General features: G+C 45.8%; 20 protein-coding genes. 15 read left to right on the top strand and 5 right to left on the bottom strand.

Annotated features, from left to right (window positions below; all coding sequences use genetic code 11):
- A partial coding sequence (locus tag BUB28_RS14815; RefSeq protein ID WP_081373553.1) for a SpaA isopeptide-forming pilin-related protein occupies positions 1 to 4225 on the bottom strand: 4225 nt, incomplete at its 3' end.
- A gap of 523 nt (positions 4226 to 4748) precedes the next feature.
- Between BUB28_RS14815 and BUB28_RS14810 the strand changes: the two genes are divergently transcribed.
- The 14 genes from BUB28_RS14810 (at position 4749) to BUB28_RS14745 (ending at position 15848) form a co-directional block, all read left to right on the top strand.
- On the top strand, positions 4749 to 5366 hold the full coding sequence (locus tag BUB28_RS14810) for an ECF transporter S component (RefSeq protein ID WP_072952311.1): 618 nt from the start codon (positions 4749 to 4751) through the stop codon (positions 5364 to 5366).
- A gap of 509 nt (positions 5367 to 5875) precedes the next feature.
- Positions 5876 to 6766 (top strand): ACP S-malonyltransferase, encoded by an 891-nt coding sequence (locus BUB28_RS14805; RefSeq protein WP_072952310.1) that lies wholly within the window; start codon positions 5876 to 5878, stop codon positions 6764 to 6766.
- 53 nt (positions 6767 to 6819) lie between these two features.
- A complete protein-coding gene (locus tag BUB28_RS14800) occupies positions 6820 to 7122 on the top strand; it encodes an acyl carrier protein (protein ID WP_019678946.1) in 303 nt (100 codons plus the stop codon).
- 9 nt (positions 7123 to 7131) lie between these two features.
- Positions 7132 to 7851, top strand: coding sequence for an enoyl-CoA hydratase/isomerase family protein (locus BUB28_RS14795; protein ID WP_072952309.1), 720 nt, complete (start codon positions 7132 to 7134; stop codon positions 7849 to 7851).
- A complete protein-coding gene (locus BUB28_RS14790; RefSeq protein WP_072952308.1) occupies positions 7848 to 8258 on the top strand; it encodes an acyl-CoA thioesterase in 411 nt (136 codons plus the stop codon). The genes BUB28_RS14795 and BUB28_RS14790 overlap by 4 nt, the downstream gene beginning before the upstream one ends.
- Complete coding sequence (locus tag BUB28_RS14785; RefSeq protein ID WP_072952307.1) at positions 8245 to 8685, top strand: hypothetical protein; 441 nt, start codon at positions 8245 to 8247, stop codon at positions 8683 to 8685. Before BUB28_RS14790 ends, BUB28_RS14785 begins: the two co-directional genes overlap by 14 nt.
- Positions 8678 to 9382 carry an enoyl-CoA hydratase/isomerase family protein gene (locus BUB28_RS14780; RefSeq protein ID WP_072952306.1) on the top strand — a complete coding sequence of 235 codons (705 nt, stop codon included), beginning with the start codon at positions 8678 to 8680 and terminating at the stop codon, positions 9380 to 9382. The genes BUB28_RS14785 and BUB28_RS14780 overlap by 8 nt, the downstream gene beginning before the upstream one ends.
- Before the next feature lie 2 nt (positions 9383 to 9384).
- Positions 9385 to 10506, top strand: a complete 1122-nt coding sequence (locus tag BUB28_RS14775; protein ID WP_072952305.1) for a 3-hydroxyacyl-CoA dehydrogenase family protein — start codon at positions 9385 to 9387, stop codon at positions 10504 to 10506.
- 32 nt (positions 10507 to 10538) lie between these two features.
- A complete protein-coding gene (locus BUB28_RS14770; protein ID WP_072952304.1) occupies positions 10539 to 11747 on the top strand; it encodes a beta-ketoacyl-[acyl-carrier-protein] synthase family protein in 1209 nt (402 codons plus the stop codon).
- 84 nt (positions 11748 to 11831) lie between these two features.
- Positions 11832 to 12188, top strand: coding sequence for a tautomerase family protein (locus BUB28_RS14765; RefSeq protein WP_072952303.1), 357 nt, complete (start codon positions 11832 to 11834; stop codon positions 12186 to 12188).
- Positions 12189 to 12216: 28 nt separating this feature from the next.
- A complete protein-coding gene (locus BUB28_RS14760; protein ID WP_072952302.1) occupies positions 12217 to 13341 on the top strand; it encodes an alpha/beta hydrolase in 1125 nt (374 codons plus the stop codon).
- Positions 13341 to 14900 carry a class I adenylate-forming enzyme family protein gene (locus BUB28_RS14755; RefSeq protein WP_072952301.1) on the top strand — a complete coding sequence of 520 codons (1560 nt, stop codon included), beginning with the start codon at positions 13341 to 13343 and terminating at the stop codon, positions 14898 to 14900. Before BUB28_RS14760 ends, BUB28_RS14755 begins: the two co-directional genes overlap by 1 nt.
- Entirely contained in the window at positions 14900 to 15151 is a 252-nt protein-coding gene (locus BUB28_RS14750) for an acyl carrier protein (protein ID WP_072952300.1), read from the top strand. Before BUB28_RS14755 ends, BUB28_RS14750 begins: the two co-directional genes overlap by 1 nt.
- 1 nt (position 15152) lies before the next feature.
- A complete protein-coding gene (locus BUB28_RS14745; RefSeq protein ID WP_072952299.1) occupies positions 15153 to 15848 on the top strand; it encodes a thioesterase II family protein in 696 nt (231 codons plus the stop codon).
- A 348-nt stretch (positions 15849 to 16196) separates the two neighbouring features.
- On the opposite strand, the gene BUB28_RS14740 is transcribed toward BUB28_RS14745, so the two are convergent.
- Genes BUB28_RS14740 through BUB28_RS14730 form a run of 3 tightly spaced genes read right to left on the bottom strand, consistent with a single transcriptional unit; the run spans position 16197 to position 19460 of the window.
- Positions 16197 to 17387 carry an ABC transporter permease gene (locus tag BUB28_RS14740; RefSeq protein ID WP_072952298.1) on the bottom strand — a complete coding sequence of 397 codons (1191 nt, stop codon included), beginning with the start codon at positions 17385 to 17387 and terminating at the stop codon, positions 16197 to 16199.
- On the bottom strand, positions 17374 to 18507 hold the full coding sequence (locus BUB28_RS14735; protein ID WP_072952297.1) for an ABC transporter permease: 1134 nt from the start codon (positions 18505 to 18507) through the stop codon (positions 17374 to 17376). The genes BUB28_RS14740 and BUB28_RS14735 overlap by 14 nt, the downstream gene beginning before the upstream one ends.
- Before the next feature lie 2 nt (positions 18508 to 18509).
- Positions 18510 to 19460: an ABC transporter ATP-binding protein gene (locus tag BUB28_RS14730; protein WP_072952296.1), complete on the bottom strand. Its 951-nt coding sequence runs from the start codon at positions 19458 to 19460 to the stop codon at positions 18510 to 18512.
- Between the two features lie 180 nt (positions 19461 to 19640).
- Between BUB28_RS14730 and BUB28_RS14725 the strand changes: the two genes are divergently transcribed.
- Positions 19641 to 20273 (top strand): response regulator transcription factor, encoded by a 633-nt coding sequence (locus BUB28_RS14725; RefSeq protein WP_072952295.1) that lies wholly within the window; start codon positions 19641 to 19643, stop codon positions 20271 to 20273.
- Positions 20274 to 20574: 301 nt separating this feature from the next.
- Here BUB28_RS14725 and BUB28_RS17535 read toward each other — a convergent pair whose 3' ends face one another.
- Positions 20575 to 24105, bottom strand: coding sequence for a CotH kinase family protein (locus tag BUB28_RS17535; RefSeq protein ID WP_072952294.1), 3531 nt, complete (start codon positions 24103 to 24105; stop codon positions 20575 to 20577).
- Positions 24106 to 24256 lie beyond the last annotated feature (151 nt).

Raw genomic sequence — 24256 nt, 5'->3', positions numbered from 1 at the left:
CCTGAACGCCCTGGAGAGTTGTTCCCTCGTCGTTAGCGATAAGTGTGAACTTTGCCCTGCCTGCACTCTCGGGGATAGGAGTTCCGCCAAGTGCCTGCTTGTCTATCTTGATAACTGACTTTGTATCAAATACTTCAATGGTCTTTCCGTCATCTGATACCTTCTTGTCGCCGTCTGTTACAACGGAAGAATTCTTTACAACACCGTCTTGTATTTCAAATGTGAATGTTGTGATTGTTGTGTAGCCGTCAGGTGCAGCTGTTTCTTCAAGGCTGTACTTTCCGTCAGGGAGATATTCAAGTTCAGAAGTGTTTCCCTCGAACTCAACTTCCTTGACGCCCTTGCCGATTGCTTCGCCGCCGTCTACCTTTACACCTTCGAGAGTCTGCTCGCCCTCAGCTGTAAGCTTGAACTTTACCTTGCCTGCTTCTTCGGGGATAGGTGTTCCGCCGACTTCCTTCTTGTCTATCTTGATGATAGGTGCGTCCTCAACAACTATCTCACCGTTCTTGCCGATGTATGACTTTCCGTTGGTAGTTGTCTCAACGTTTGATACCTTACCCTTTTCATCAACAGTAAACTTGAAGCTTGTTACAACAGAGTAGCCTGTAGGAGCTGTATCCTCTACGAGAGTATAGCTGCCTGCACCGAGATACTCGAAGTCAACTGCGTTGCCCTCGAACTGTGTCTCCTTTGTATCCTCTGTTACTTCTGTGCCGTTTATCTTGACACCCTTGAGGCTTGCGCCCTCATCGTTTGCGATGAGTGTGAACTTTGCCTTGCCTGCGCTCTCGGAAATTGGCTTTGCGCCGAGTGCTTCCTTGCTGAGCTTTACGATAGGAGCATCTTCAACTACGATGTTGCCATTATCGTCCTTGTAGGATCTGCCGTTTGTGGCACTCTCTACATTTTCGACCTTGCCGCCCTTAACAGTGAACTTGAACTCAGATACTACAGAGTAGCCTGCGGGAGCTGTATCCTCAACGAGGATATACTCGCCGTCCTTCAGTCCCTTGAATGTTGAGGTAAGACCGTTGAACTTGTATTCCTTCACATCACCAAGCTCTTCGCTGCCGTTGATGCTTACGCCCTTGAGTGTAGCACCGCCGCCGTTTGGCTTGATAGTGAACTCGACTTCTCCTTCAGCGATGTAATCGCCGCCGAGAGCCTTCTTGTCAAGAGTGATAGTACCCTTCTTTGTGTTGAGGAGGTACTCTGATGTGCCGTCGCCTGCTATGATGCCGTCCTTGATGATGATAGTCTTTGGCTCGGCAGCCTCATAGCCCTCGGGAGCCTTCTCCTCTTCGAGGAGGTACTCACCGTCCATAAGACCAATGAATACTCTTGGGTTCTCACGCTTTGAGTTCCACTTTGCAGACTCGCCGACCTTTAAGTTCTTTGCACCTACTATCTCCTGAGCTGCCTTTTCAGAGCCCTTGACGAAGGTGAGCTTCATCTCGGCACCCTGCTTAGAGTCCTCGGGAGTTGTATTTCCTACTGAATCATAGTACTTGTAAATGCTTATCTCAGAAACACTGTCTGTGATAATGATATTGTTGCCGTCCTTGACAGCAAATCCTGTGGTATCGGCACTCTTTAAAGTGACCTCACCGTTTTTGATCTCGAATACGAATTCTGACTCGACCTTGGCAAAACCGTTGGGTGCTGCTGTTTCCTTGAGAACGTACTCGCCGTCGTCAAGGCTGGCAATATCTACAGTGCCGCCCTTGAAAGAAATGGTCTGCTTGTCAGTTGAAAGGATAGCTGTGCTGTCCTTGAGATCTGCCTTGCTATCAGAGCTTACAGGCTTTGAGAAAACTGTTATCTCTGATATTTCCTTATTGCCCTTATCGCAGTGAATGATGAACTCTGTTCCGTCATCGAGCTCTACGGTATAATCACCTTCGTACATACCGCTTATAACGAGCGTATCAGACGCACTGCCCTCATATATATAAGTGTTCTGCTTATTGCTGCTGTTAACAGCCTTGCCGTTTACACTTATATGATTCATTGTATTTCCGCGGACTGTGAATGACTGTGTACCGTTGAGCTGTATCTCAACTGCCTTGTCATTGTACGCGTCGCTGTCTGTATCAGAAGCATCAACGAGCTCGATTATCCTGTCGTAAGCCTCGTCGTCCTCAGCTGCAACAGAAACGTTTCCGAGAGAATTCTTATCTGTTCTCGAAAGCTCGAACTCAGCACCCTCAACAATGTTTCCGCCAATGTCAGCCTTACTTATTTTAATAAGCTGTTCATTGTCGTAAAGTGTTACTGTGTCATTTGAAGCTCCCGAATCCTTGCCGCTTGTCATTGCAAGTCTTCCGTTCGTATCCTTTGAGATAACGAAAGTCTTTGAAGCTGCGGAGAGAAGACCGAGAGGAGCAGAGAGCTCTTCGATAGTATAAGTACCTGCCGGGAGACCTGTGAAAGCTACTGTAGAACCTGATGTGCAGAATTCATATGAAGCCTTCTTGTCAGCTGCGGTATTTGCTATGCTGTTTGAAGCAAGCTTGTATGCAGCGAGCTGTGAATCAACATCGCCAAGCTGTATTCCGTGACCGTAGTCTGTAAAGTACATTACGTCCTTTGCGCTTACGGAAGACATATCTATAGGCTGATCGTATTCATCAACGCCCGAGAGTCTGAGAACAGCTCCCGATACAGGTGCGTCAACACCTTCTGCAACATTTCTTGCCTTGCGGATAAATGCTGTGTATACTTCATCAACAGCCATTACCGAAGCTGTTTCGGAAGCAGTCTTATCCTTTGTGATAACACCCGAAACATTATCCGAGGTCACCTTGCCCTCGCTTACAGTGAGGACTGTTGACTTTATCGGCTGACAGCCGTCAGGAGCATTTTCCTCGCTGAGGATATACTTTCCGTCGGGGAGTCCTTTTAATGTAAGAGGAGTATCAACTGTAGTCCACTTGATAGTGTTTCCGCTGATAACGGGCTTGCCCTCCTCAACAGACTTGCTGTCAAGATTTGAGATAACACCGCTGAGGGTATCTCCCTCATGCTCGGGAGTATCAAGTGTAAGTACCATATGAGCACCGCTGATCTTTTCGCCTGCGTTCTTTACGCTGTAGCTGTCAGCAGTAGACTCTGTGATCTCTGTAGTGTCCTTGATCTTTGAGAAGGTAATATCCGATACCTTCTTTGAGAAGGATCTGAAGGGATAGAAATGAGCTTCTGCCGTTGTGGAAGAAATGCTCTTTGCGATTATGCTTCCCTCGTTGTTACCGCCGCCATTGCTGTAGGAAGCCTTCGGAGCAACTACATGACCGCCGCCGAACTTGAAGTTTACCTCTGATGAATCAGGGAAATTCCATACAAAGTTCATTCCCGCATCAAGGTTTATCTGACCGTTCTGAGTGATCTCGCTGTCGCCCAGAGCGTGGAAAGCAGTAGTGTTTCTGCCTGCCTCAACGCCTGCAAACTCAACAAGCTTGAAGCCGCCCTCGCTGTTTCCGTCAAATGTAAGATTAGCCTTGTCTACGTCCTCAAGAGTGATAGTATAGCCGCCTGTAGCGATCTTTTTTATGTCGCCGTTAAGGCTTATGAGGTCAGCGGCTTCAAATACGTCCTTAGGAATGACGATGCTTGAAGGCATAGTGTCGAAATCAATTGAGATAACTTTGATATTATTGCCGTACCAGAGCTCTCTTTCTTCAAGATCGTCGATTTTGAACCTGTAAGCATCGGAAGCATTTTTCTTAGCCTCCGACCATTCGGTGAAATTAGCGAACGCACTGCCAAAATCAATGAAGTCGTTATCTATCTTCTGGAACTTCGAGCCTTCACCTGTAAGATAAGAGAGCTCTTCGTTTATCTCGTGATAGTAAACGGGCTGACCCTTATAGCGTTCTCTTATGTCATCGCCATAAAGGAACGGGGCTTCCTGCTGGTAGTTTCCTGTCTTTTCGATCCTGCCGATAAACGATGGTGATACAGCACCTTCACCGAAGTGATCTATAACTCCGGTGCCGCCTATGGCGATCGAGCCGACCGTGTGGTTGCCTATATTGGCATCTTCCCGAATAAAGTATGCGTATTCACTGAGTATATCTTCGACTGCATACTCTTTGCCATATTTCGGGTCTGACGTTCCATCTTCAGCCGCAGCTGAAGGAAGACTTGTCGGCAGGGCATAGGTGACCGCAAGTATTCCGGATGTAACGCCGCTTAAAAATCTTTTCCCCAAAGATTTTTTCATGGTCATAACCAATCCTTTCTTTATTTTTTACAATTCCCCGTAAAGGTACCTTCTGCTTGTCCGCATTATGATAGTATTACAGAATTTTGCACTTATATTATATCATAGTGGTATACAAATTGCAATATTTTAACACTAACTAAATTTCATAAATATTTTTAGAATATTTGTGCACATTGTTTTTCATTAACGCAACTTTGGGATTTTCAATAGCAAGTTCCACAAAAAACCACCTTATTGGGTCAACCATTTCTAAAATGCCAGTTGACTAAAGGCTTATTTTCATCTGCGTTTCTCCGTTATTGCAGTATACTCAAAGTATAATCAATTTATTAGTTCAATTGAAAAACATACCCTTATAAATGTTTTATTTGTAACATATGTACTATTTGAGAACAAGTTGTTAACATTTTTCTGTAGATTGAGTCCTTTACAACCTTTACAAAATGTGATATCATATATGTATTATATGCATTGTATTATATCCCTATAAACGGGAGTAGTAACAAGGAGGAAATCAAAAATGAAAAGTTTTAAGTTTGATGCCAAGACAATGGTATTGCTCGGTTTGCTGACAGCGATCATAGCGGTATTCTCGTTCACGCCGATCGGCTCTATCCCGGTAGGTCCGTTGGTAATCACGCTGAACATCATTCCGATCGCAATAGCTGCCGTAGCTCTCGGACCCATAGGCGGTGCGATCATAGGCGGAGTATTCGGTATATTCAGCTTTTTACAGTGCTTCGGTATCGGAATACTGAGCGGTATGGGAGCTATACTGGTAGATATCAATCTCCCCTTCGCATTTATCCAGCGTTTCGTACCTCGTCTGCTTGACGGTTTCCTTGCAGGTCTTATATTCCAGGGCATTTCAAAATTCGCCGACGTAAGGATCTCGTGCTTCATCACAGGCTTCTTTACAGCCCTTATGAACACTGCATTCTTCATGCTGTCACTGGTGTTCCTGTTCGGCAACACAGAATACGTTCAGGGACTTATGAAAGGCAAGAGTGTTATCCCATTCATCATCAGCTTCGTCGGAGTAAACGCACTGGTTGAAATGATCGTTTGTACTATCATCACAGGCGCAGTCGGAACAGCACTTTTCAAAGCAAAACTTATTAAAAATCGTGAAAAATAATCGCAGCAACATTCTCAAAAGCCTTTTCTAAAAAACAGAAAAGGCTTTTGTTTTTTTCACTGTAAAAAACTGCATTTACAACACCTGTAAAATGAAATAAAAATGCCGTGCTTTTTCAAAAATTGCGGTGGGCAAAAGTACATGAAACTACCAAAATGCATATTACGTTATATAGAAATTATATACTTAATCATGTTAGTTTGCGTCGATTTTGTTGAAAAGGTCAAACCAATTTTGGCACTGCCAAAATGATACACAGTCTATCATTAACACAGTCTGTGCCTTTATATAGCGTTGAATAGTCCCCCTAAAGGGTAACCCGGGGTGTCCCCTGTTTTTGTTTAAAAATATATAACAAATGGTATAATAACACTAATTTATAAAATTTTGTTATGTGACTGTGATTTTTTTAACGTTTTGCTCAAAAATTGCAAAATTAAGACTTTATCTATTGACAGCAAACTAAATAGGTGTTAAGATATATCTATAATATATAAGGAGATAAAATAATGTACAACAGAGCATTCCTGTTCAACGGTATAGGTTCAAAACCTGAAAAGCTTCTCGTAAACCTGCCGCCTGAACTCATGGATAAGTACGAATTCTACCTGGAAACTGCATTCGGAAGGCTCGGACTCAATAAAGATCTTGAAAAGAACAAAGCTTACGACGGAAGAGTTGCGGAATGGATCATTTCCCTCATCTGCGACAGAGTCGTATTTGAACATTACATAGAAAAAGGCATAATCCCTGACATCGGTGCAGGATACAGCTCGGGAATAGTCAGCATAAGCAGCTGTTTCGGTGCTGTACCGCATGAATTCGCTCACGACATAATCATGATGAACCGCGCTACAATGCGCTGTCTTGAGGAGCACGACGAAAAGCTCGATATGGGTATCGTCATAGGCTTCTCCTACAATGACATCGAAGAGATGTTTGCAGACAAATTCTCACCCGACGAGATCATAATCGGCAGCGGAAATTCCAGATTCCACGTTATGGTCAGCGGTCGGGCAGACGCTGTCGAAAAAGCACTTCTTCTCTGTCAGAACGAGGGTGCTATCAAGGCTTTCAGCTTTGGTACAGGCGTTGCCTACCACCACCCGATAATGGAAAAATATTCTAAGGAGTACGTTGATTTCTGTGCTTCTACAGAATATAAAGACCCTGTGTATCCTATTCTTTCCATATTCAACAGAGAGATTATGACAACAGGCAAACAGGTCATGACAGAAAATCAGCTCAATGTGTATACACCGATCCGCTGGGATCTTGCACTGAACAAGCTTGAAGAACTGGGCGTGACTGAATTTTTTGACGTTAGTGCGAACGGTGCTGTAAGCAAGTTCTCACGAGTAAGCAGGAAATGTAAAATTTACACTCTCGAAGATGTGTGAATTTTTCATATCCCTTGCAAAAGGGGAAGCAAATTAATTGGAGGTTTAAAAAAATGAGAGAGATCACAGAAGAAATCAGACAGGAGATCAAGGATATGATCTTCGACTACTACGCAGAAGAATGTGAAGTAGAAAAGGACGAGATCACTATGGACACAAATCCACAGGAAGACCTCGGAAGCGATTCACTTATGTTCGTTGAGCTCATCGAGATGACTGCCGACAAGTACGACCTTGATATCAAGCTCCAGAGCATCGGCAAGTATATGCTCAAGGCTCCTATGGACACTATGAGCGATGTTGTTGAAATGTTCTGCAAGATATATCAGTACGGCAACGATATCGTTAATCAGTGAGAGGTCTGAATGTTAAGGACAAATTTATCAGAGCTTTATGCCGAAGATAATATCGCTGTACTTACAATTGACAACGGGCCGAAAAATCTTCTGACTGAGCCCGAATTCGCAGACCGTAAGAAGCTCCTCGGCTGGCTGGACGAAAATCCGCAGGTAGGGGCTCTTATTATTACAGGAAAGGGCAGACATTTCTCACACGGTGCGGATGTTTCCCTGTTCGGAACAACAGACAGCAGCGAATTATCGGCAAAGCTTGAAAACGCAAGAGAGCTTCTGCGCACTATCGAAAAGCTCCCTATCATCACCGCGGCTGCTATAAACGGCGGCTGCTTCGGCGGCGGACTCGAAATAGCTCTCAGCTGTCAGTTCAGGATAGCTTCTCCGTCAGCCTTTCTCGGACTTCCCGAGATAATGCACGGCGTAGTCCCGGGTATGGGCGGTATGGAAAGGCTCTACAGGCTCCTCGGCAAGGAAAAGGCTTTGCAGATGATACTCTGCGGAGAAATGATCGGCGCAAAGGAAGCACTGGATATGGGTCTCGTTACAAAGCTCAGTGAGAACAGGAACTCGTTCGACGAAACAAAGGCTTTCGTCAAGGAGCTTTTGAACGGCAAATCCCTCACTCAGATACACGCTATCATTGATACGATAAATCTTGCCTCAGAGGGCGTAACAGACCCGTCAAAGGGAAAATTTGAAGCGGCTCTGGCGGAGGCTTCGGAAAAATGAAGAAGACCTCATATCATCTCACAGTAAGGGGCTATGAGCTTGACTCCTTCGGACACGTAAACAATGCTGTTTACCTTCAGTATGCAGAAACTGCTCTGTGGAACTTCTACAAGGTATGCGGCGTTCTTGGTATACTTGAGGAGGAAGGGCTTTTCCCCGTCATCATGGAGAGCAGCCAGAGATATATGCATGAGCTCCACCTGCTGGACGAGGTAAGGATCGACACTGAGGTCACCTGCTCGGGCGGCATAGTAAGCTACAGGCATAAAATAATAAACGAGACCACGGGTCTTGTATCATGCAAGGTCACAGGCAAGCTCGTATACGTCAACAAGGAGCGCATCATATGCGATATCCCCGACGGACTAAGGGCTTGCATAGAAGGAAAAGATAATGACAATAAATGAAAACGTTTTTTCCGTTAAGGTTAATGGTATATCATCGCTTTACGAGCTTATAGACGCAAAGGAAAAGCTCGGCGACGCTTGTCTCGTCATCGTTTATCCTCAGAGCAGCACTGTTATCGGCAGAAGCAGCGAGGAGATCTCCGCTGTAAAGGAGTTCCTCTCAAATGCCGGATTCATAACAGCAGCAGCCTTTGAAAGCGATGCAGACGAAAAGCTTGCTCCACTGTTTGATCTCTGCCTCAGAAGCGGCGAGGCTGATGAGTATGTCGGTAAGCTTTTCAAGGACAAGACGAAAAAACAGATAAAGGAGATAAACGCCTGCTTTACAGCAGCACGTACAGCTCCTGCGGAAAAGGTGCTCGAAATAGAGTCGAGAGCCTTCTACCGCCTTATGGCAGACAAGAACGGAGGTAACTCCAATGAATGAAAATAACGGTATGATACTTGAAGAACAGGACGGTATCCTCATTCTTTCAATGAATATGCCGGGAAATAATCTCATGACAGCAGACTTTTTCAAGGAGTATGAAGCCGTTATGGCTGATATCGAGGAAAGAGCTGCAAAGGGGATCTACAAGGGACTAATCATCAAAGGGGCAGGAAGACATTTCAGTGTCGGTGCTGATGTAGACGCACTTTCAGACCGCTCCGCCAACGAGACATACGACGACTCAACGGGCATACTTCCCGAGGGTCACATCAGACAAAAACATTTCTTCACATTTCTTCGCAAGCTCCCGTTCCCCGTGATCAGTGTGGTAACGGGCTTCTGTATTGGTTCAGGCAGCGAGATCGCTGTAAACAGCCACTACAGGATAATCGAAAAGAACGCAAGAGTAGGTCAGCCCGAAAGTACTTTCGGCATACTTCCTGCACTGGGCGGAGTTGCAAGAACTATCGAGATATGCGGAACACAGAACGCCTATACAATGGTAATGTCAGGCGAGCTTATCCCTGCCGAGGAAGCATTTGAGCTTGGCTGGGCTGATATTTTCGCTGAAAAAAAGCAGGGCACTGCCGAGGCAATGGCTCTTATAAAGTATATCTCAGAAAAATGTGAAGACTTCGACCCCGATAACTACAGGGCTTACATGACCTCCTACTTGCAGAGCAAGGAGGCATAAACATGAAAATAGGCATTATCGGCTACGGAAAAATGGGAAAGGATATATTCTCACTTTTCTTTGATAAGCTAAGCGATGCGCAATTCGTAGTTATCGACCTTTTCGGAGCTGAGGAGAATACCGCCGCAGTTCTGAAAACTCTTGGCAAGAGCCTTAAACGCAAAAAGATAACCGAGGAACAGTATGAGTTCAAAAAGAATTCATTCCTGTTCACCGATGATACAGCTGCTTTAAGCGGCTGTGATACAGTAATAGAAGCAGTATTTGAAAACATGGCTGCCAAGAAGGAGATCTTCGCAAAGGCAGCAGCGGCAGTTTCAGAGGACTGTCTCCTGCTTTCAAACACTTCCTCTCTGAACATCGCTTCCGTATTCGAGGGAATCCCCCATAAGGAAAGATGCTTCGGACTTCACTTCTTCTATCCCGTAAAGCTCACGGGATTCGTAGAACTAAATATACTTCCCGATACCGCCGACAGCTGTATAAAAAAGGCTGCCGAACTGGTAGAGACAGCAGGCAAAAAACCTATCGTCTTTTCGGGTGACTATCATATTTATCTCAATCAGATACTCGCTTGTATGGTCTCTCACGCAATATACCTCAGAGAGAGCATGAACGTCACAACAGAAGAGCTCAACAAGGGACTTGAAGAAATGTTCCCCGTTGCACCGCCCTTTGAGGTGCTCGACAGCGTAGGTCTCGGACTTATGGCCGGAAGCCCCGATAACTTCCGTATCGAGAGAAACAAGGGACTTCTCGGTTACGGCTGTGAGAAAATGAACGGCTGGCTGAAGGCAGGCTGCCCAAAGGATACTATGTGCTTCCTTGACTTTATGAAGGAGCATGAGACCGCAAACGGAATCTCATGTGAAAAAGCTCCTCTTTATATGGCAGCTCTTATCCTTAACGAGACCGTAAATGCAGCAAGCGAATACAGCGGCGACAGAAGCGTACTTCTTGAAGCTGTGCAGGATACCCTCGGTATCGCCGAGACTCCTGCTGCATACCTTGAAAGGTACGGCATAGATACGCTTTTCGCAGCACTTGACGAGCTGCACAGCAAAACGGGCTTCGGCTCGTACATACATCAGAGCAAAGATGTATGGGAAAGTATATTGGTATAAACCATTTTGAGATATGATATGAGGTATTATTTATGAAAAAAGTTGTTATTACAGGCATTGGTGCCGTTACATCAATAGGCTATACCGCCGAGGATTACTGGAATGGCTTAATTTCAGGCAAGTGCGGCATGAGAACTATCACACGTATCCCTCTGGATAATCACGATACTACAGTTGCTGCCGAGGTTGACGCAGATTTTGAGGCTGAGGCAGGAAAATACTGGAAAAAGCGTCAGCTTAACGCTACTACCACCGTTACAAGAATGGGACTTGCTTCAGCAGGCGAGGCTATCGCAGACTGCGGCATAGATATCGCTACTTATAACGGCAAAAAGGTAGGCGTTGTATACGGCGTTATCGACAATTCCTACGAGGACTACGAGCTTGAAAAGCCATTGAACATCACTCTCAAGAAGATGCCTAACGAGCTTCCTGCTCTTATTTCCATAAAGTACGGCTTTACAGGTCCTGCTTTCAACGTGAGCACAGCCTGCGCTTCATCAGCTTACGCTATGGCTCTCGGAAAGCAGTTCATCGAATCGGGACTCTGTGATATGGTCGTTGCAGGCGGCATCTCAAATACAGTTACACATCTTGTTATAAGCGGCTTCAATCAGCTTCTTGCAATGTCGGTAAATCCCGACCCTGCTACGGCTGCACGCCCCTTCACAAAGAACCGCGACGGCTTCATCATGGGCGAGGGCGGCGGTACTGTCATTCTTGAATCCGAGGAGTCGGCAAAGGCTCGCGGAGCTAAGATATACTGCGAGCTTGCAGGCGCAGCTATGTGCGGAGAGGCTTATAACCTTACAGCTCCAAAAACAGACGGCGTAGGCATGGCTGAGTCCATGAGACTTGCTCTCGACAATGCAGGCATCTCTCCCGACGCTGTTGACTACATAAATGCACACGGCACTTCAACAGGTCTCAATGACCTCTATGAAACAAAGGCAATAAAGGAAGTATTCGGAGAAAGAGCTTACGATATCCCTGTATCCTCTGTAAAGGCTTCTATCGGTCATACCCTCGGCGCAGGCGGCGCACTTGAAGCTATCGCTTGCATCAAGGCTATGGAAACAGGTATCGTTCCCCCGACACTTCACTATGACGAGCCCGACCCCGAGCTCGACCTCAACTACGTTCCGAATAAGCCACAGGAGCACAAGGTAGACGTTGCTATCTCAAATTCCTTCGGCTTCGGCGGACACAATGCAACTCTTGTATTCAAAAAATACAATTGAGATACAAACCAAGGGATATTGAAAAGAGTATTATAGAAGGATATTAAAATTTAAAAGTTGGAAAGATCGAAAGGATAAAAGGATATGCCGATAGCACAGATGAAAACTAACTACAGGTTCGCTTCAGATGCTGCACGCACAGGCTTTCTTGATGAAGCCGCAGCAGAGCTTTCGGAGATACTCAGAAAGCCCCTGCCTGCAATAATGGTAATGCTCGACGACTGCTCAATGTATATGAACAAGAGCGAGGATACCGTGTTTTTTGCAGAATTCCGTTATATACTTCCTCAGGAGTGCGCAGACAGCAAGGCAGAATTTCTGAAGGAGCTTGCGGACAGAATGCTCGCTCTCATACAGAAGCACACCCACGTTGACCCCTACCGCATATATATGCAGTTCACGGAAATGACGCGGGAAGGAGCATGGCGTTATACAGGCTGACCCTATATGGAAAGGACAAGATAATATTATGAAATGGGCTATAAGAGATTTACTTAACCCAGTAGCTACACGTTCGCTCCTCTACGGAGCTGACCCCTTCGACCTTGAGTACATTCTCAAGAAGATCGACAACATAAAAGTAAAAAGCGGCAAGCAGATACAGGGCATATGGCTCGATGAGTGGCACGCAAAAATAGACCGCTATGCACAGCTCCGCGATGAAGCTGAAGCAAAGGGAAACAAGATCTCGGCAAAAGCATATGCAAAAATGGTAACACAGTGCCATTATGCCTGCTTTATGATAAATATTGAGGACCTTGAACACAAGACTGAGATCTACAAGGGACTTGAAGAGAGCTATAAGCGTTACATAAAGCTTTGCAAAAACAAGATCGAATATGTTGAGATAGACACTAAATTCGGAAAGATACCTGCATATATCCACTACCCGGATTCAGGCAGAAAGACAGACTATCCTGTTGTTATCACCTATTCGGGTATAGGAAGCTGCAAGGAAGAGCTCGAAATGCTGGCTGCTCCTCTCAACGAAAGAGGCGTAGCTGTCATTACTCCTGATATGCCGGGTGCAGGTGCAGCTATAATCCACAATAATATCAAGTGCGGCGGCAAGCAGATAGAAGCTGCTTTCGACGGCATTTACAAGTTCATCAAAAATCACAAGAAGCTCAACGAAAAGAACATTGCAAACTTCGGACTCTGTATGGGCGGCGGCTATGCCTTCCGCGCATCAGTAAAAAATCCTAAGGTGAAGGCTTGTGTAAGCCTCTTCCCTCTCCTTATGAACTTCGCAGATCAGGGAAATATCCCTGTATGGATGAAGCGCGGCAAGTGGAGCTCTTACCAGTATGCCGACGATTATCTTGAGGGTATGAGAACTCTTGAAGAAGGCACTCACAAGGCTGACTTCCTTATGGTATACAGCAGCGACGACAACTGGATGACTCCGGAGGCTTCACAGAAGCTTCTTGACAAGGCTCAGGGCTATAAGGAGAGCATACACATTCAGGATAAGCCTGCTTACGTTTCCGAGGAAACTATCATGCACGCAATGCCCGTAGGTGAACAGTATCACTGGGTGAAGCACATTGCGGCTGACTTTATAGCTGAAAGACTTAATGGGGGAAATAAATAATGTCAGAGAAATTTTTCGATTACTACGGAAAATACGCTCAGGAAACACCTGACAAGGTGCTTCTGAGAATAGACGAAAACGAACTCACATACAGCGAGTTTATGAAAAAGACTGCGGAGCTCGGCTCTGCTATGAAGAAAACAGGTATCGCTGCAAACGACAAGGTAGGCATCTGTATGCCTAACAGCATAGAGTGGTATCTGGTATACTGGTCGGCAGTAAGAATAGGCGCACAGCCTGTTCCAATGGATCCGCAGAGCGGCTCCTTCGAGCTTTCAAAGCTTATCCCTGCTACAACATCAAAGATAATGTTCGTAACAGAGAAGTACAGAAACAATAATATCATCGCAGCAGTAAGCGAGCTTGTTCCTTCAAAGATAGCTCTCGGCAAGGTCATCTGCTTTGCTGACGACAGCGTTATACCACAGGACAGCTGCTATATCTCCGCTGATAAGTTCGTTGCAGAATACGGCAGCAGTGAGTGCGAGATATACGAGCCCGATTATCTCCATACTATGTCACTTGCCTGCACTTCGGGCAGCACAGGTACTCCTAAGATACTCTCTGTACCTTCGGGCGGTTTCCTTTCCACACAGAAGGATATGGGCGACTACCTTGAATTCAAGGCAGATGACGTAATGATGCTGGGTATGACCCTTTATCATCAGGGCGGCTTCGGTATGGGTCAGCAGATGGTGCTCAAGGGCGGTACAGTTATGTATCAGCCACAGTTCAATCCTGTAACCTTCCTCGAAACTGTTCAGAAGTACAAGATAAACGTTATACAGCTCACATCTACACTTGCAAAGGTGCTCCTTTCTACACCTGATTTCGATAAATACGACCTTTCAAGCGTTCGTATCTGCTACTTTGCAGGCGAGGTGCTTCCAAAGGAGATAGCTGATATCTTCGTTGAAAAGCTCCATATCCGTGTTATAAACGTTATCGGTTCTTCCGAGACCTGCACAATGGTAGTATGGGATTCAGCTATAGATCATGGCACAGACCCGAGCGACTTCAAGAAGCTCAGCTTCACTGATATCCGCGTTATAGACGAGAACAAGAATGATGTTCCCGAAGGCGAAACAGGTGAGCTCTGTGTATATACAGACGGCGTTATCACTGATTATTTCGGCAATCCCGAGCTCTCAGCAGAGAAGATACTCACAGACGAGCAGGGCAGACGCTGGTTCTGCACCGGCGACCTTGTAAACAAGCTCCCCGGCGGTATAGTTCGTTTCGCAGGAAGAAGCAAGCGTATCATCAAGCGCGGCGGTAATCTGGTTCACGCTGAGGAAGTTGAGGCTTGTCTCCTTACTCACCCGAAAATAGCAGCCGCAGCCGTTACAGATGAACCACACCCTGTTATCGGTCAGCAGATAGTTGCTTATATCCAGCCTAAGGGCGAGGAAAGAGTGACACGCGGCGAGCTGGCAAGATACTTTGACGGCAAGCTTTCGGCTTACAAGGTTCCCGATAAGGTAGTCCTCGTTGAAGAGATACCAAAGGATATCGGCAAGATACAGTTCAAATACCTTAGAAAAAAGGAGTATAAATAATGAATAACCTTAATTTTGATGATTTCAAGCAGGCTATCTCCGATTATGTCGGAGTTGACGCTTCTGAAATAACAAGAGATACTGACGTTTATGACGACCTTTATCTCGATTCTCTCGGACTTTTCGGTCTGGGCTCGGAAATAACCGAGATATTCAAGCTCAATGTACCTCTTTCACTGGTCGCTTCTATCAGCAAGGTAGGCGAGATATTCGACCTCCTCAACGAAAAGGGTACACCTGTCGAGGAATAATATGGTATTATTCTTTTTCCCTCACGCAGGGGGCTCGGCAAAGAGCTACAGCTCCTTCAAGCGTTTTCTTCCAAAGGATATGACTGTTATCCCTATGGAGCTTTCAGGACGCTTTACGCGCCCCTCAGAGCCTCTGCTGGATAATATACATGACTGTGTTGCAGACCTCATAGAAAAACATTCTGAGGATATCAAGGGCGAATATGCGCTTTTCGGACACAGTATGGGCACGGTGCTTGTAACAGAGTTTGTTAAGCAGACAAAGGCAAAGGGACTCCCGCAGCCCTGTCATATCTTCCTTTCGGGAAAAAATCCGCCCGATGAGGACGTACACTGCTTTGAGAACGTGAATACTGCTTCAGATGAAGAGATAGTTTCGTTCTTTTCCGCTAATGCCCTTTCTTCAAATGCCCCTGTTGCCGATGAGGAGCTTATGCGTATACTCAACCGCATACTCTGTACAGATGTGCGTATGGCTGAAAGCTATTCCGCTTCTCCCGATGAGGTAAAATTCGACTGTGATATAACAGTATTTTACGGCACTGAGGACCCGCTGATGAAAAACGTTGATATGAGCAGCTGGAGCAGATTTACAGAGGGCAAATGCCGCCTGTATCCATTTGCAGGAAATCATTTCTACTTCCAGCAGCACAAGGAAGAAATATGCAGCATTATTAAAAAACAGCTTGCTGAGTGAACAGCCAGTTGAGAGTTATGGTGGCTGCTTTGCAGACATTAATATCAACTGCCATTTTCTCTTTATGACAAAACGTCTTTCACTTATGGGCTGAAAAAGCTGCTTTTTCAACGGAAAAGCATTGATTATTGAAAATTCAGTTTTTATATTCTACTTTATAAACAAAATTAGCCGCTTGCATTTGTGAGTCATTCACAATGCAAGCGGCTGTTTTTTAGTTGAGAGTTAAGTTGTCTGCCTGCACAGACAACTTAAAATGTAGGGAAGACCACTGGTCGCCCACGCAGCAGGCACCATAATTATGCATTGGTGGAACGTCGAGGACGCCGTCCCCTACAGGCTAAGGGCTCAATGAGTAAGTGCTTTTTTCTTAACGGCTGTACTGATAGCTGCTCCGCTGTATTTTACCTTGCGGACAAGCAGTGTGATTATTATCATTGCTGCTGCAAAGCCGAGCTGTATGAGATAGCACTCAACAACTTCGCTGAAGCTGTATGGTGTGATGTCTGCTATCATATTATTAGCTTTTACATACCAGTATGCAGGCAGGAACCTTGCTGCTGAAAGCACACCGTCACCCAGTACCTCAACAGGGATAAATATTCCGCAGAAGAAGCTCATTCCCAGTCCCAGAACCTGTGTGATAAGATTGAGTACATTATCCTTTGGCTCAAAGCTTGCTACAAGCACTGCCATTGTTGCTACTACAATTGCAAATATGAAGCTGTTGAGCACTGCAAGCCATGCTCTGCCTGTGTACATCTCCCTGTTGAGTATTGCTCCGAATATCATAAATACCAGCCATATGAAGAACACAAATACAAAGCTTCCGATAAAAAGTTGTGCGGTGTATTTTGACTCTTTAAGGCAGGAGCAGTTCGTACGGAAGCGTATATCCTTCCTGTTCATAGTTACAAGCACAAGGCTTACAACACTGATGATTATAGATATGAGTATATATGGCATATACTGGAAATAGCCTGCAAAATCAACGCTGAAGTGTGAATTGCCGCCCTTGTCTATCCTGCTGAGCATATTTACCTTTGCATTCTGAGACAAAGCCTGCTCTGCGCTTGCAGCTGCCTCGTCAAAGCTTTTGCCCATATTGAGATATGCCTTTACTGTGCTTACATACTCGTCAAGGAACTGTCCCATATATACTACAGAAAAGCTTTCGTCAAGATGATAGCTGCTGAAAAGCTCTGCTGTTTCCCCTGCTCTGAGCTTATCGGCATAACCCTTATTTATAATAAGTGCATAATCTATCCTTCTGTAGTAAAGTGAATCTAAAATGGTATCCTTATCCTTCTCTATTTCAACTATATCATTGCTTTTCTTTATAATTTCTGCCAGCGCGTGGCTTTCGGGAGTATCGTCCTCATCAAAAATGCTTATATCCAGCCTTTTGGCTTCAAACTTGTTATCATTTGTCGAAGCGTTTGCAATAATTGCCGAGATGACCACAAAGCAGACAACATATATCATAGCTGAGGGGAGCCTGCTCCTCATTACCTTGAACATCGCCTTAAATACTTGCATATTTCTTCCTCCTTGATATCACAAAGCCAAGAACTATGAACGCAGCAGATGTTACTGCCATAGTTATGAGCTTTGATATGAAACGGTCGTAGTCCTCATAGATATTGAGGCAGTAGAAGCTGTCTGAGATAACAGCCGCAGGATTTATATTGTTGAACCACGGTATCTTGCCTGCGATAACAGCCTTCATATTTCCTACCATAAGACCGCTGCAAAAACACAGTGCCATTGATACGGACATGAGTATCGCAGTCTTTGCCTTAATGCTCACACGGGCTATAGAGCCTACGAAGAAGCCGAATGAAACACCTAATATTCCGCCGAGTATTGCAGAAGGATATACCAGCCACAATCTGTCGCCGAAGTCTACTTTCAGCACAAATGCAAGGAATGTAACGCAGTTGATCATACAAACCGTCTGCATGATGTAGCTTCCTGCAAGACAAGCAGCTATGCTTATTGACTTTGGTGCAGGCGAGCAGTTGTTCCTTGCGCCGAGAGGTGAAAGGTCTGCCTGATTCTGTATGGTTATATGCATACCTGTTATACTGCCGAACATTGCTACCATAGCGATAAGGTTGTAGAAATACTGTACATACGGGTCGGGATTTCCCTGTGTGAGAGGTATCTCCTTACATGAAGAAGCTGTATCCGAGGTAAGTGAAGCAATGACCTCCTGTGCCTTTTCGGGAGCTGTATTTATTGCGTCCATAACTATCTTTTCGCGGACAGTGTACTGCTCCACAAAGGATTTGAGCATTGTCTCCTTAATTCCCTTTTCCTTTACTGTAAGGCTGAGCTTGTCAGCAGTAAAGATTATGCCCTCAACATCGCCGTCATCAAGCATTTTTTCTGCCTTTTCCTTGTCTGTGAATGTGGCTTTCAGGAAGGGCTCATCAGCACTTTCTATGCTCTCTATGACCTGTCTGAATGCCGCATTATCTCCGTCATCAACTACCGCAACGGGTATGGATCTGAATTTCTCGGTCTTTTCGTATATGCTTCCGAAAGCTATCTTGAAGCAGGTGCCGAGAAGTATGGGGAATAGTATGAGCCATATGATAAGGTCCTTTGTGCGGAGACCGTTTTTCAGCTCATATTTAAAGATATGCAAGAACATGATCATTCCTCCTTGTCTCTGAGAGCTGTTCCTGTAATTTCAAGGAATACATCATTAAGGGTAGGAAGTTCGGTGTAGACTCTTCCGAAGCTGAGCTCGTTCCTCTGAAGCACATCAAGCACTCTTGTAAGATTATGCTTGCCGCCCGAGCAGCAGACAGTAAGCTTGCCGTTGCTCAGGTCTGTATCGTATACGTGAGGAAGTCCTGATATCTCCTTGAGTATATTCTCAGGGATATCGAGTATCTCGATAGTGATAGTCTCGGTATTCTTTATCATGCGCTTGAGCTCGTCCTTAGTGCCCTCGGCTATCTTTTTTCCCTTGTCCATGATAGCGATGCGTGTGCATATCTGTTCTACCTCCTCCATATAGTGTGAGGTGTAGATGACTGTTGCACCGTTTTTGTTGAGCTCCTGTATGCCTTCAAGGATACGGTTTCTGCTCTGCGGGTCTACCGCAACTGTTGGCTCGTCGAGGATTATGAGCTTAGGCTTGTGAGCGATGCCGCAGGCGATATTGAGTCTGCGGAGAAGTCCGCCCGAAAGCTTTTTCGGATAGAACTTTCTGAAATCTCCAAGCTCTACGAACTTTATAGCGTCCTCAACATACTGTTTGCGCTTTGCCTTGTCATTGATATAGAGTCCGCAGAAATAGTCGATATTCTCATACACTGTAAGCTCGTCGAATACGGTGACGTTCTGCATGATAACGCCTATCTCTTTTTTGATGTCGTAGCTTACAGGTGTCATCTTCTTTCCGAATATCTCGATATCGCCCTTGTCAAAGGCAAGAAGTGAAAGCAGACAGTTTATTGTAGTGGTCTTGCCCGAGCCGTTAGGTCCGAGAAGTCCGAATATCTCACCCTGCTTTATTTCAAGTTCAAGGTGATCAAGTGCGATAAGATCGCCGTAGCGTTTTACAAGATTATTTATTTTTATAACTGTGTTTTCCATAGCAGTTCCTCCCTGTTGTGTTTTACTGTAATCATTATACCGCACATGAAAAGTGTTTTGTAGTGTCTGGAGTCAGTTTTTCAATATGACATTTGTCACATTCTTCACTTGAAAAATGATCGCCCCTATGATATAATAATGAAAAGATCAGGTCACGGCATATGCCGCAAAGGAGCAGTTATGGACATTATTGTTATAGATGACGACAAGCTTGTTGCACTTTCACTGAAAACTATACTCGAAAATTCGGGCAAGGTAACTGTTGCCGCTATGGGTTCAAGCGGTAAGGAAGCAATAGAGCTGTACAGAGAGATAAAGCCCGATGTTATCCTCATGGATATACGCATGGAGGGCATGACGGGAATAGAAGCAGGTGAGGTCATATTGAAGGAGTTCCCCGACGCAAAGATACTCTATCTCACCACATTCTCGGACGACGAGTACATCATCAAGGCTCTGAATATGGGCGCACAGGGCTATATACTCAAACAGGACTTCGACGGCATTGTCCCTGCCCTTGAAACAGTCATGGGCGGACAGAGCGTCTACGGAAGCACTATAATGAACAAGCTTCCCGAGCTTATGAAGCCAAAGGATAAATACGACTTTGCCGCTCACGGTATAAGCGACAAGGAACGTGAAATAATGGAGCTTGTTGCCGAAGGACTGAGCAATAAGGAGATATCGGGAAAGCTTTTCCTCGGTGAGGGCACTATAAGGAATTATATCAGCAATCTCCTGGATAAGCTTGAGCTCCGCGACCGCACTCAGCTTGCGGTATACTATTATACAGAGGTCAAGGGGCTAAACTGAGCCGTTAGCCTTTAGCCATTAGGTGGGCGCACAAGGGGAGCCCCCTTTGGCGGAATCGCAGGTTACCAAATATGAGCCGTTACTTTACGGCTCGGTAGCCCGCTTTTTCCGTTAAGGGGAGCAGCCTAATGTGCGCCCTTTTTAATACATAATATTGTGTGTTATACATTGGAACGCCGAGAACGGTGTTCCCTGCTTAGTTCTTAGTTCTTAGTTCTGCTCACTTGCAAACGCCGCACGTACACAATACAAAAAAGCTGCACATTATCGTGCAGCTTTTTTGCGTATAGTAAGTAATTAATTAGAGAGAGCCTTTGCCAAGGAGGAATTCCTGAATTTTCAGTGCATCGTTTGCAGTAATGCCTGCGCTTGACTTGTCAACGTCTGCGTTTGCAGCCCCCTGATCTGTCATATGCTTTGCATCGCTGCCCTTTACACCGTATTTATTAGGATTTGCAAGAGCCTGCATTATCATAACTGCATCTGAAAGGTCAACCTGACCGTCACAGTTTGCATCACCAAGTAATGTAACATTTGTGAACTCTGTAGGCTTTACATAAGATGTAGTAGTTGTTGTTGTTACCTTCGGAGCTGTTGTTGTAGTTGTAGTAGTTGTTACAACAGGTCTTGGCTCAGAGCTGCCTGTCTTATAAACAGCCTTGATAGTAACGCCTTCGCTTACAGGTACTGTAATTGTATCGGAAGATGTATCGGATACTGTTGCACCTGTTACCTCCCAGTGATCGAAGCTGTAGCCTTCCTTTGGAGTTGCCTTAGCTGTTACAGGGAAGTCTGTGAAGTACTTACCGCTCCATGTGCTCATAGAGTCGTCAAACTTGATAGTATTGAGCTGTAATGAACCCTTGCTGCTGTCGTTGCTTACATTAACTGTAGCAAGGCTGCCTGTGAGGTTCATATAGTTCTTCATCTGACTTGTAACATTGCCGTATCTTGTGTTATAGAATGTTTCGAGGAGCTGATAATCCTGCTCGAATGTCTGCTCATTGCGAATATTCTTTGAAGATGGGAAACGCTTATATGTATCAAGTATCTGCTGCTTAAAGCCCTTATAGTAGTTGATAGCAGCTGTTGTCTTCTTTGTATCGAAGTTATAGTTAGCCATATCCATGAAGCTGAGCTCAAACTGCTGTCTGAATGTAGGATTCTTCATAAGATTTGAGAATGCACCGCTGAGACTTCCGCCTCCGCCCATGAATCCACCGAAGCCGCCCATTCCGCCGCCTGCAGCCTGATTAAAGCTGTTGAAGGTTGGACCTGTTTCACTTACCTTGTCAGCAAGGTTAGAGCTGTACTCTGTATCAAACAGTACCATTCTCCACTTGCCGTCTGCATATGGATTTTCAGGATCTACAGCATTTGAACGCCATACACCTGTATTATTATTTGGCCAGTCGTGGTTAGCCCAGTAGATCTGAGCTGCGAAATAGTCGATAAAGCTCTGCATATCAAGCTCTGCACAAGCTCTCTGATAATTCTCATCAAGTGTCATATCAACTCTTGAGAGGTTTCCGAGAAGGTTGTTCCACTCGCTGAGGTCCTGATCGTTGCCGTCCTCAAGAGAATTGTTCTTGATAAAGCATACGTCATTCTTCTTTATACCATAGTGTGACTTGAAGTAATCTGCGTTATACTTCTCCATGAGCTGGTAAATACCCCAGAACTCGCCGTCGATAAAGAGGATACACTCGCTTGTAGCCTGTGTAGTCATAGCTCTGTCGGTAACAAGTGACTGTGCGACAGAATCACGGAAGAAGCCTGCCATGTTGTCGTTACCGCCGTTTCTGATAGTGAAACCGTCAAATGTATCGATTACCTTGTTGTTCTTAGCCTTTGTAGCCTCACCGTCAAAGAGATCGTACTCTACACTGCTCTTGCCATAGTCCTGACGAGCAAAGATATTGAAGCTCTTCTGTGCCCATGCACGGGAAGCAGCACCCTTTGTTCTGATGCCTACATCCTGTGAAACTACGCTCTTGCCGTTTTCAAATATCTCTATATTAGCCGGACGCTCCCATTCTGGGCCCTTCTGGTTGTAGTTAGCCTGTGACATGAATGCCATATCGCCCATGTTGAAGCCGCCGCCAAAACCGCCAGCTCCGCCTGCGCCTCCGAAGCCACCAAAGCCGCCTGCGCCGCCTTCCTGACCGCCTGCTGCTGCACCGTCGCCCTGCTGCTGACCGCCGAAGCCGCCAAATCCGCCTGCGCCTCCGAAGCCACCAAAGCCGCCTGCGCCGCCTTCCTGACCGCCTGCTGCTGCACCGTCGCCCTGCTGCTGACCGCCGAAGCCGCCAAATCCGCCTGCGCCTCCGAAGCCACCAAAGCCGCCTGCGCCGCCTTCCTGACCGCCTGCTGCTGCACCGTCACCCTGCTGCTGACCGCCGAAGCCGCCGAATCCACCTGCGCCTCCGAAACCGCCAAAGCCGCCGAAGCCGCCCTGCTGTGCGCCGCCAGCCTGCTGCTGATCGTCGCCGTCTGCAAGTATCTCGGGAGCATCTATGCTGTCAAGGCTGATGCTGTCGAATACTGTTTCATCTGTATCTGCTTCTTCCTCGTCAGAAGTTACAACAGGACCGCCTGCTCCGCCGAGGTTGAAATTGCCCATATTGAAACCGCCCTGCTGCTGGTTACCCTGCTGAGCACCGTTCTGGTCACCAAAGTTGAAATTGAAGCCGCCCTGCTGTGGATTACCCTGCTGCTGACCCTGCTGTGGGTTGCCCTGCTGTGCGCCGTTCTGGTCACCGCCGAAGTTGAAGTTGAATCCGCCCTGCTGACCTTGCTGACCTTGCTGCTGTCCCATGCCTGGCATACCCCAGCCCATGCCGTTGCCGCCCTGGTCGTATACCTTACCTTTTACGTAAATACCTTTTTCGTAATCGAAAAGGTTTGAAGGATCGGTAACAAGTGAGATGACCTTCATATTTCTGTAACGCTCAACATTAGCTGAACCGATAAAATATGTCTTTGTAACGATGCTGCTTGCTCTGCCCTGTGCGTCAACTGCTATAGCACGAACTACTGCTGCCTTGAGTACGCCCTCATCGGGAGCAAGTATATCTGTGTATGCTGTAACGTCTGTTCTTGCGCTGTACTTGTTGGGCTCGCTTGTCATATCCTTGACTGTGATAGCACCTGTGTACTTTTCAGACTCTGTTGTCGGGTCGCTTCCGTCTGTTGTATAGTAAACTGTAGTTCCCTGCGGAACATCGAGTGTAAGTGCAAAGCCTGTGTCATAAAAACCGCTCTCGGCTGAGAATGAAGGAGTTCTTACTGCGTTTGAACCCTCGGGAGCAGCATTGTTCTTGCCCGGAGTTGCAGACATAACATAAAACTCTCCGCTGCCGTCGGGATACTGACCGTAGGAAGTATCCTTAGCCATATCGCCGAATGTTATCTGTGAAGCTATATTGCCCGAAGCATCTGTAAGTGTAAGAGTTTCGCCGCTTGTGGAAAGGCCGAAAGGTGCTATAGAAGCATTTGTCTCGCCTGCTGTACCGTCGCAGAAGAATACTTTGCCTTGATTCGGCTGAAGTACAGTGCCCGACGGGATAGTAAATCTATAAGGAGTCTCAGCCTTGTCTGTAAGTCCCCAGCCGCTGATATCCACAGGGCTTCCCGAGCTGTTGAAAAGCTCTACCCAGTCGTACATACCTCCGTCAGGAGCAGCGTATGTGGAATTCTTCGGACAAACCTCATTGATAGTTACGCCTGAAGCTGCTGAAACCTTTGCTGTGGGAAAGAGTCCTGCTGTACCTAACAGCATTGCCAGACTCATTATGCCTGCACAGGTTCTTTTTGCTGATTTCTTTAACATAATATTCCCTCCATCTTGTGATTTTTCATATTTTCATAATTGACGGCTCAACGCCGTTTTCACATTTTCATCGTACTTGTATGATATATTTCCATTCTTAAAATAATCTTAAAGTAATCTTAATAAAATGTTGATTTTATGCTGATTGTAA

This window comes from Ruminococcus flavefaciens (assembly GCF_900143025.1).
Taxonomy (GTDB): Bacteria; Bacillota; Clostridia; order Oscillospirales; family Ruminococcaceae; genus Ruminococcus; species Ruminococcus flavefaciens_I.
This window is presented reverse-complemented; position numbering and strand designations above follow the sequence as displayed.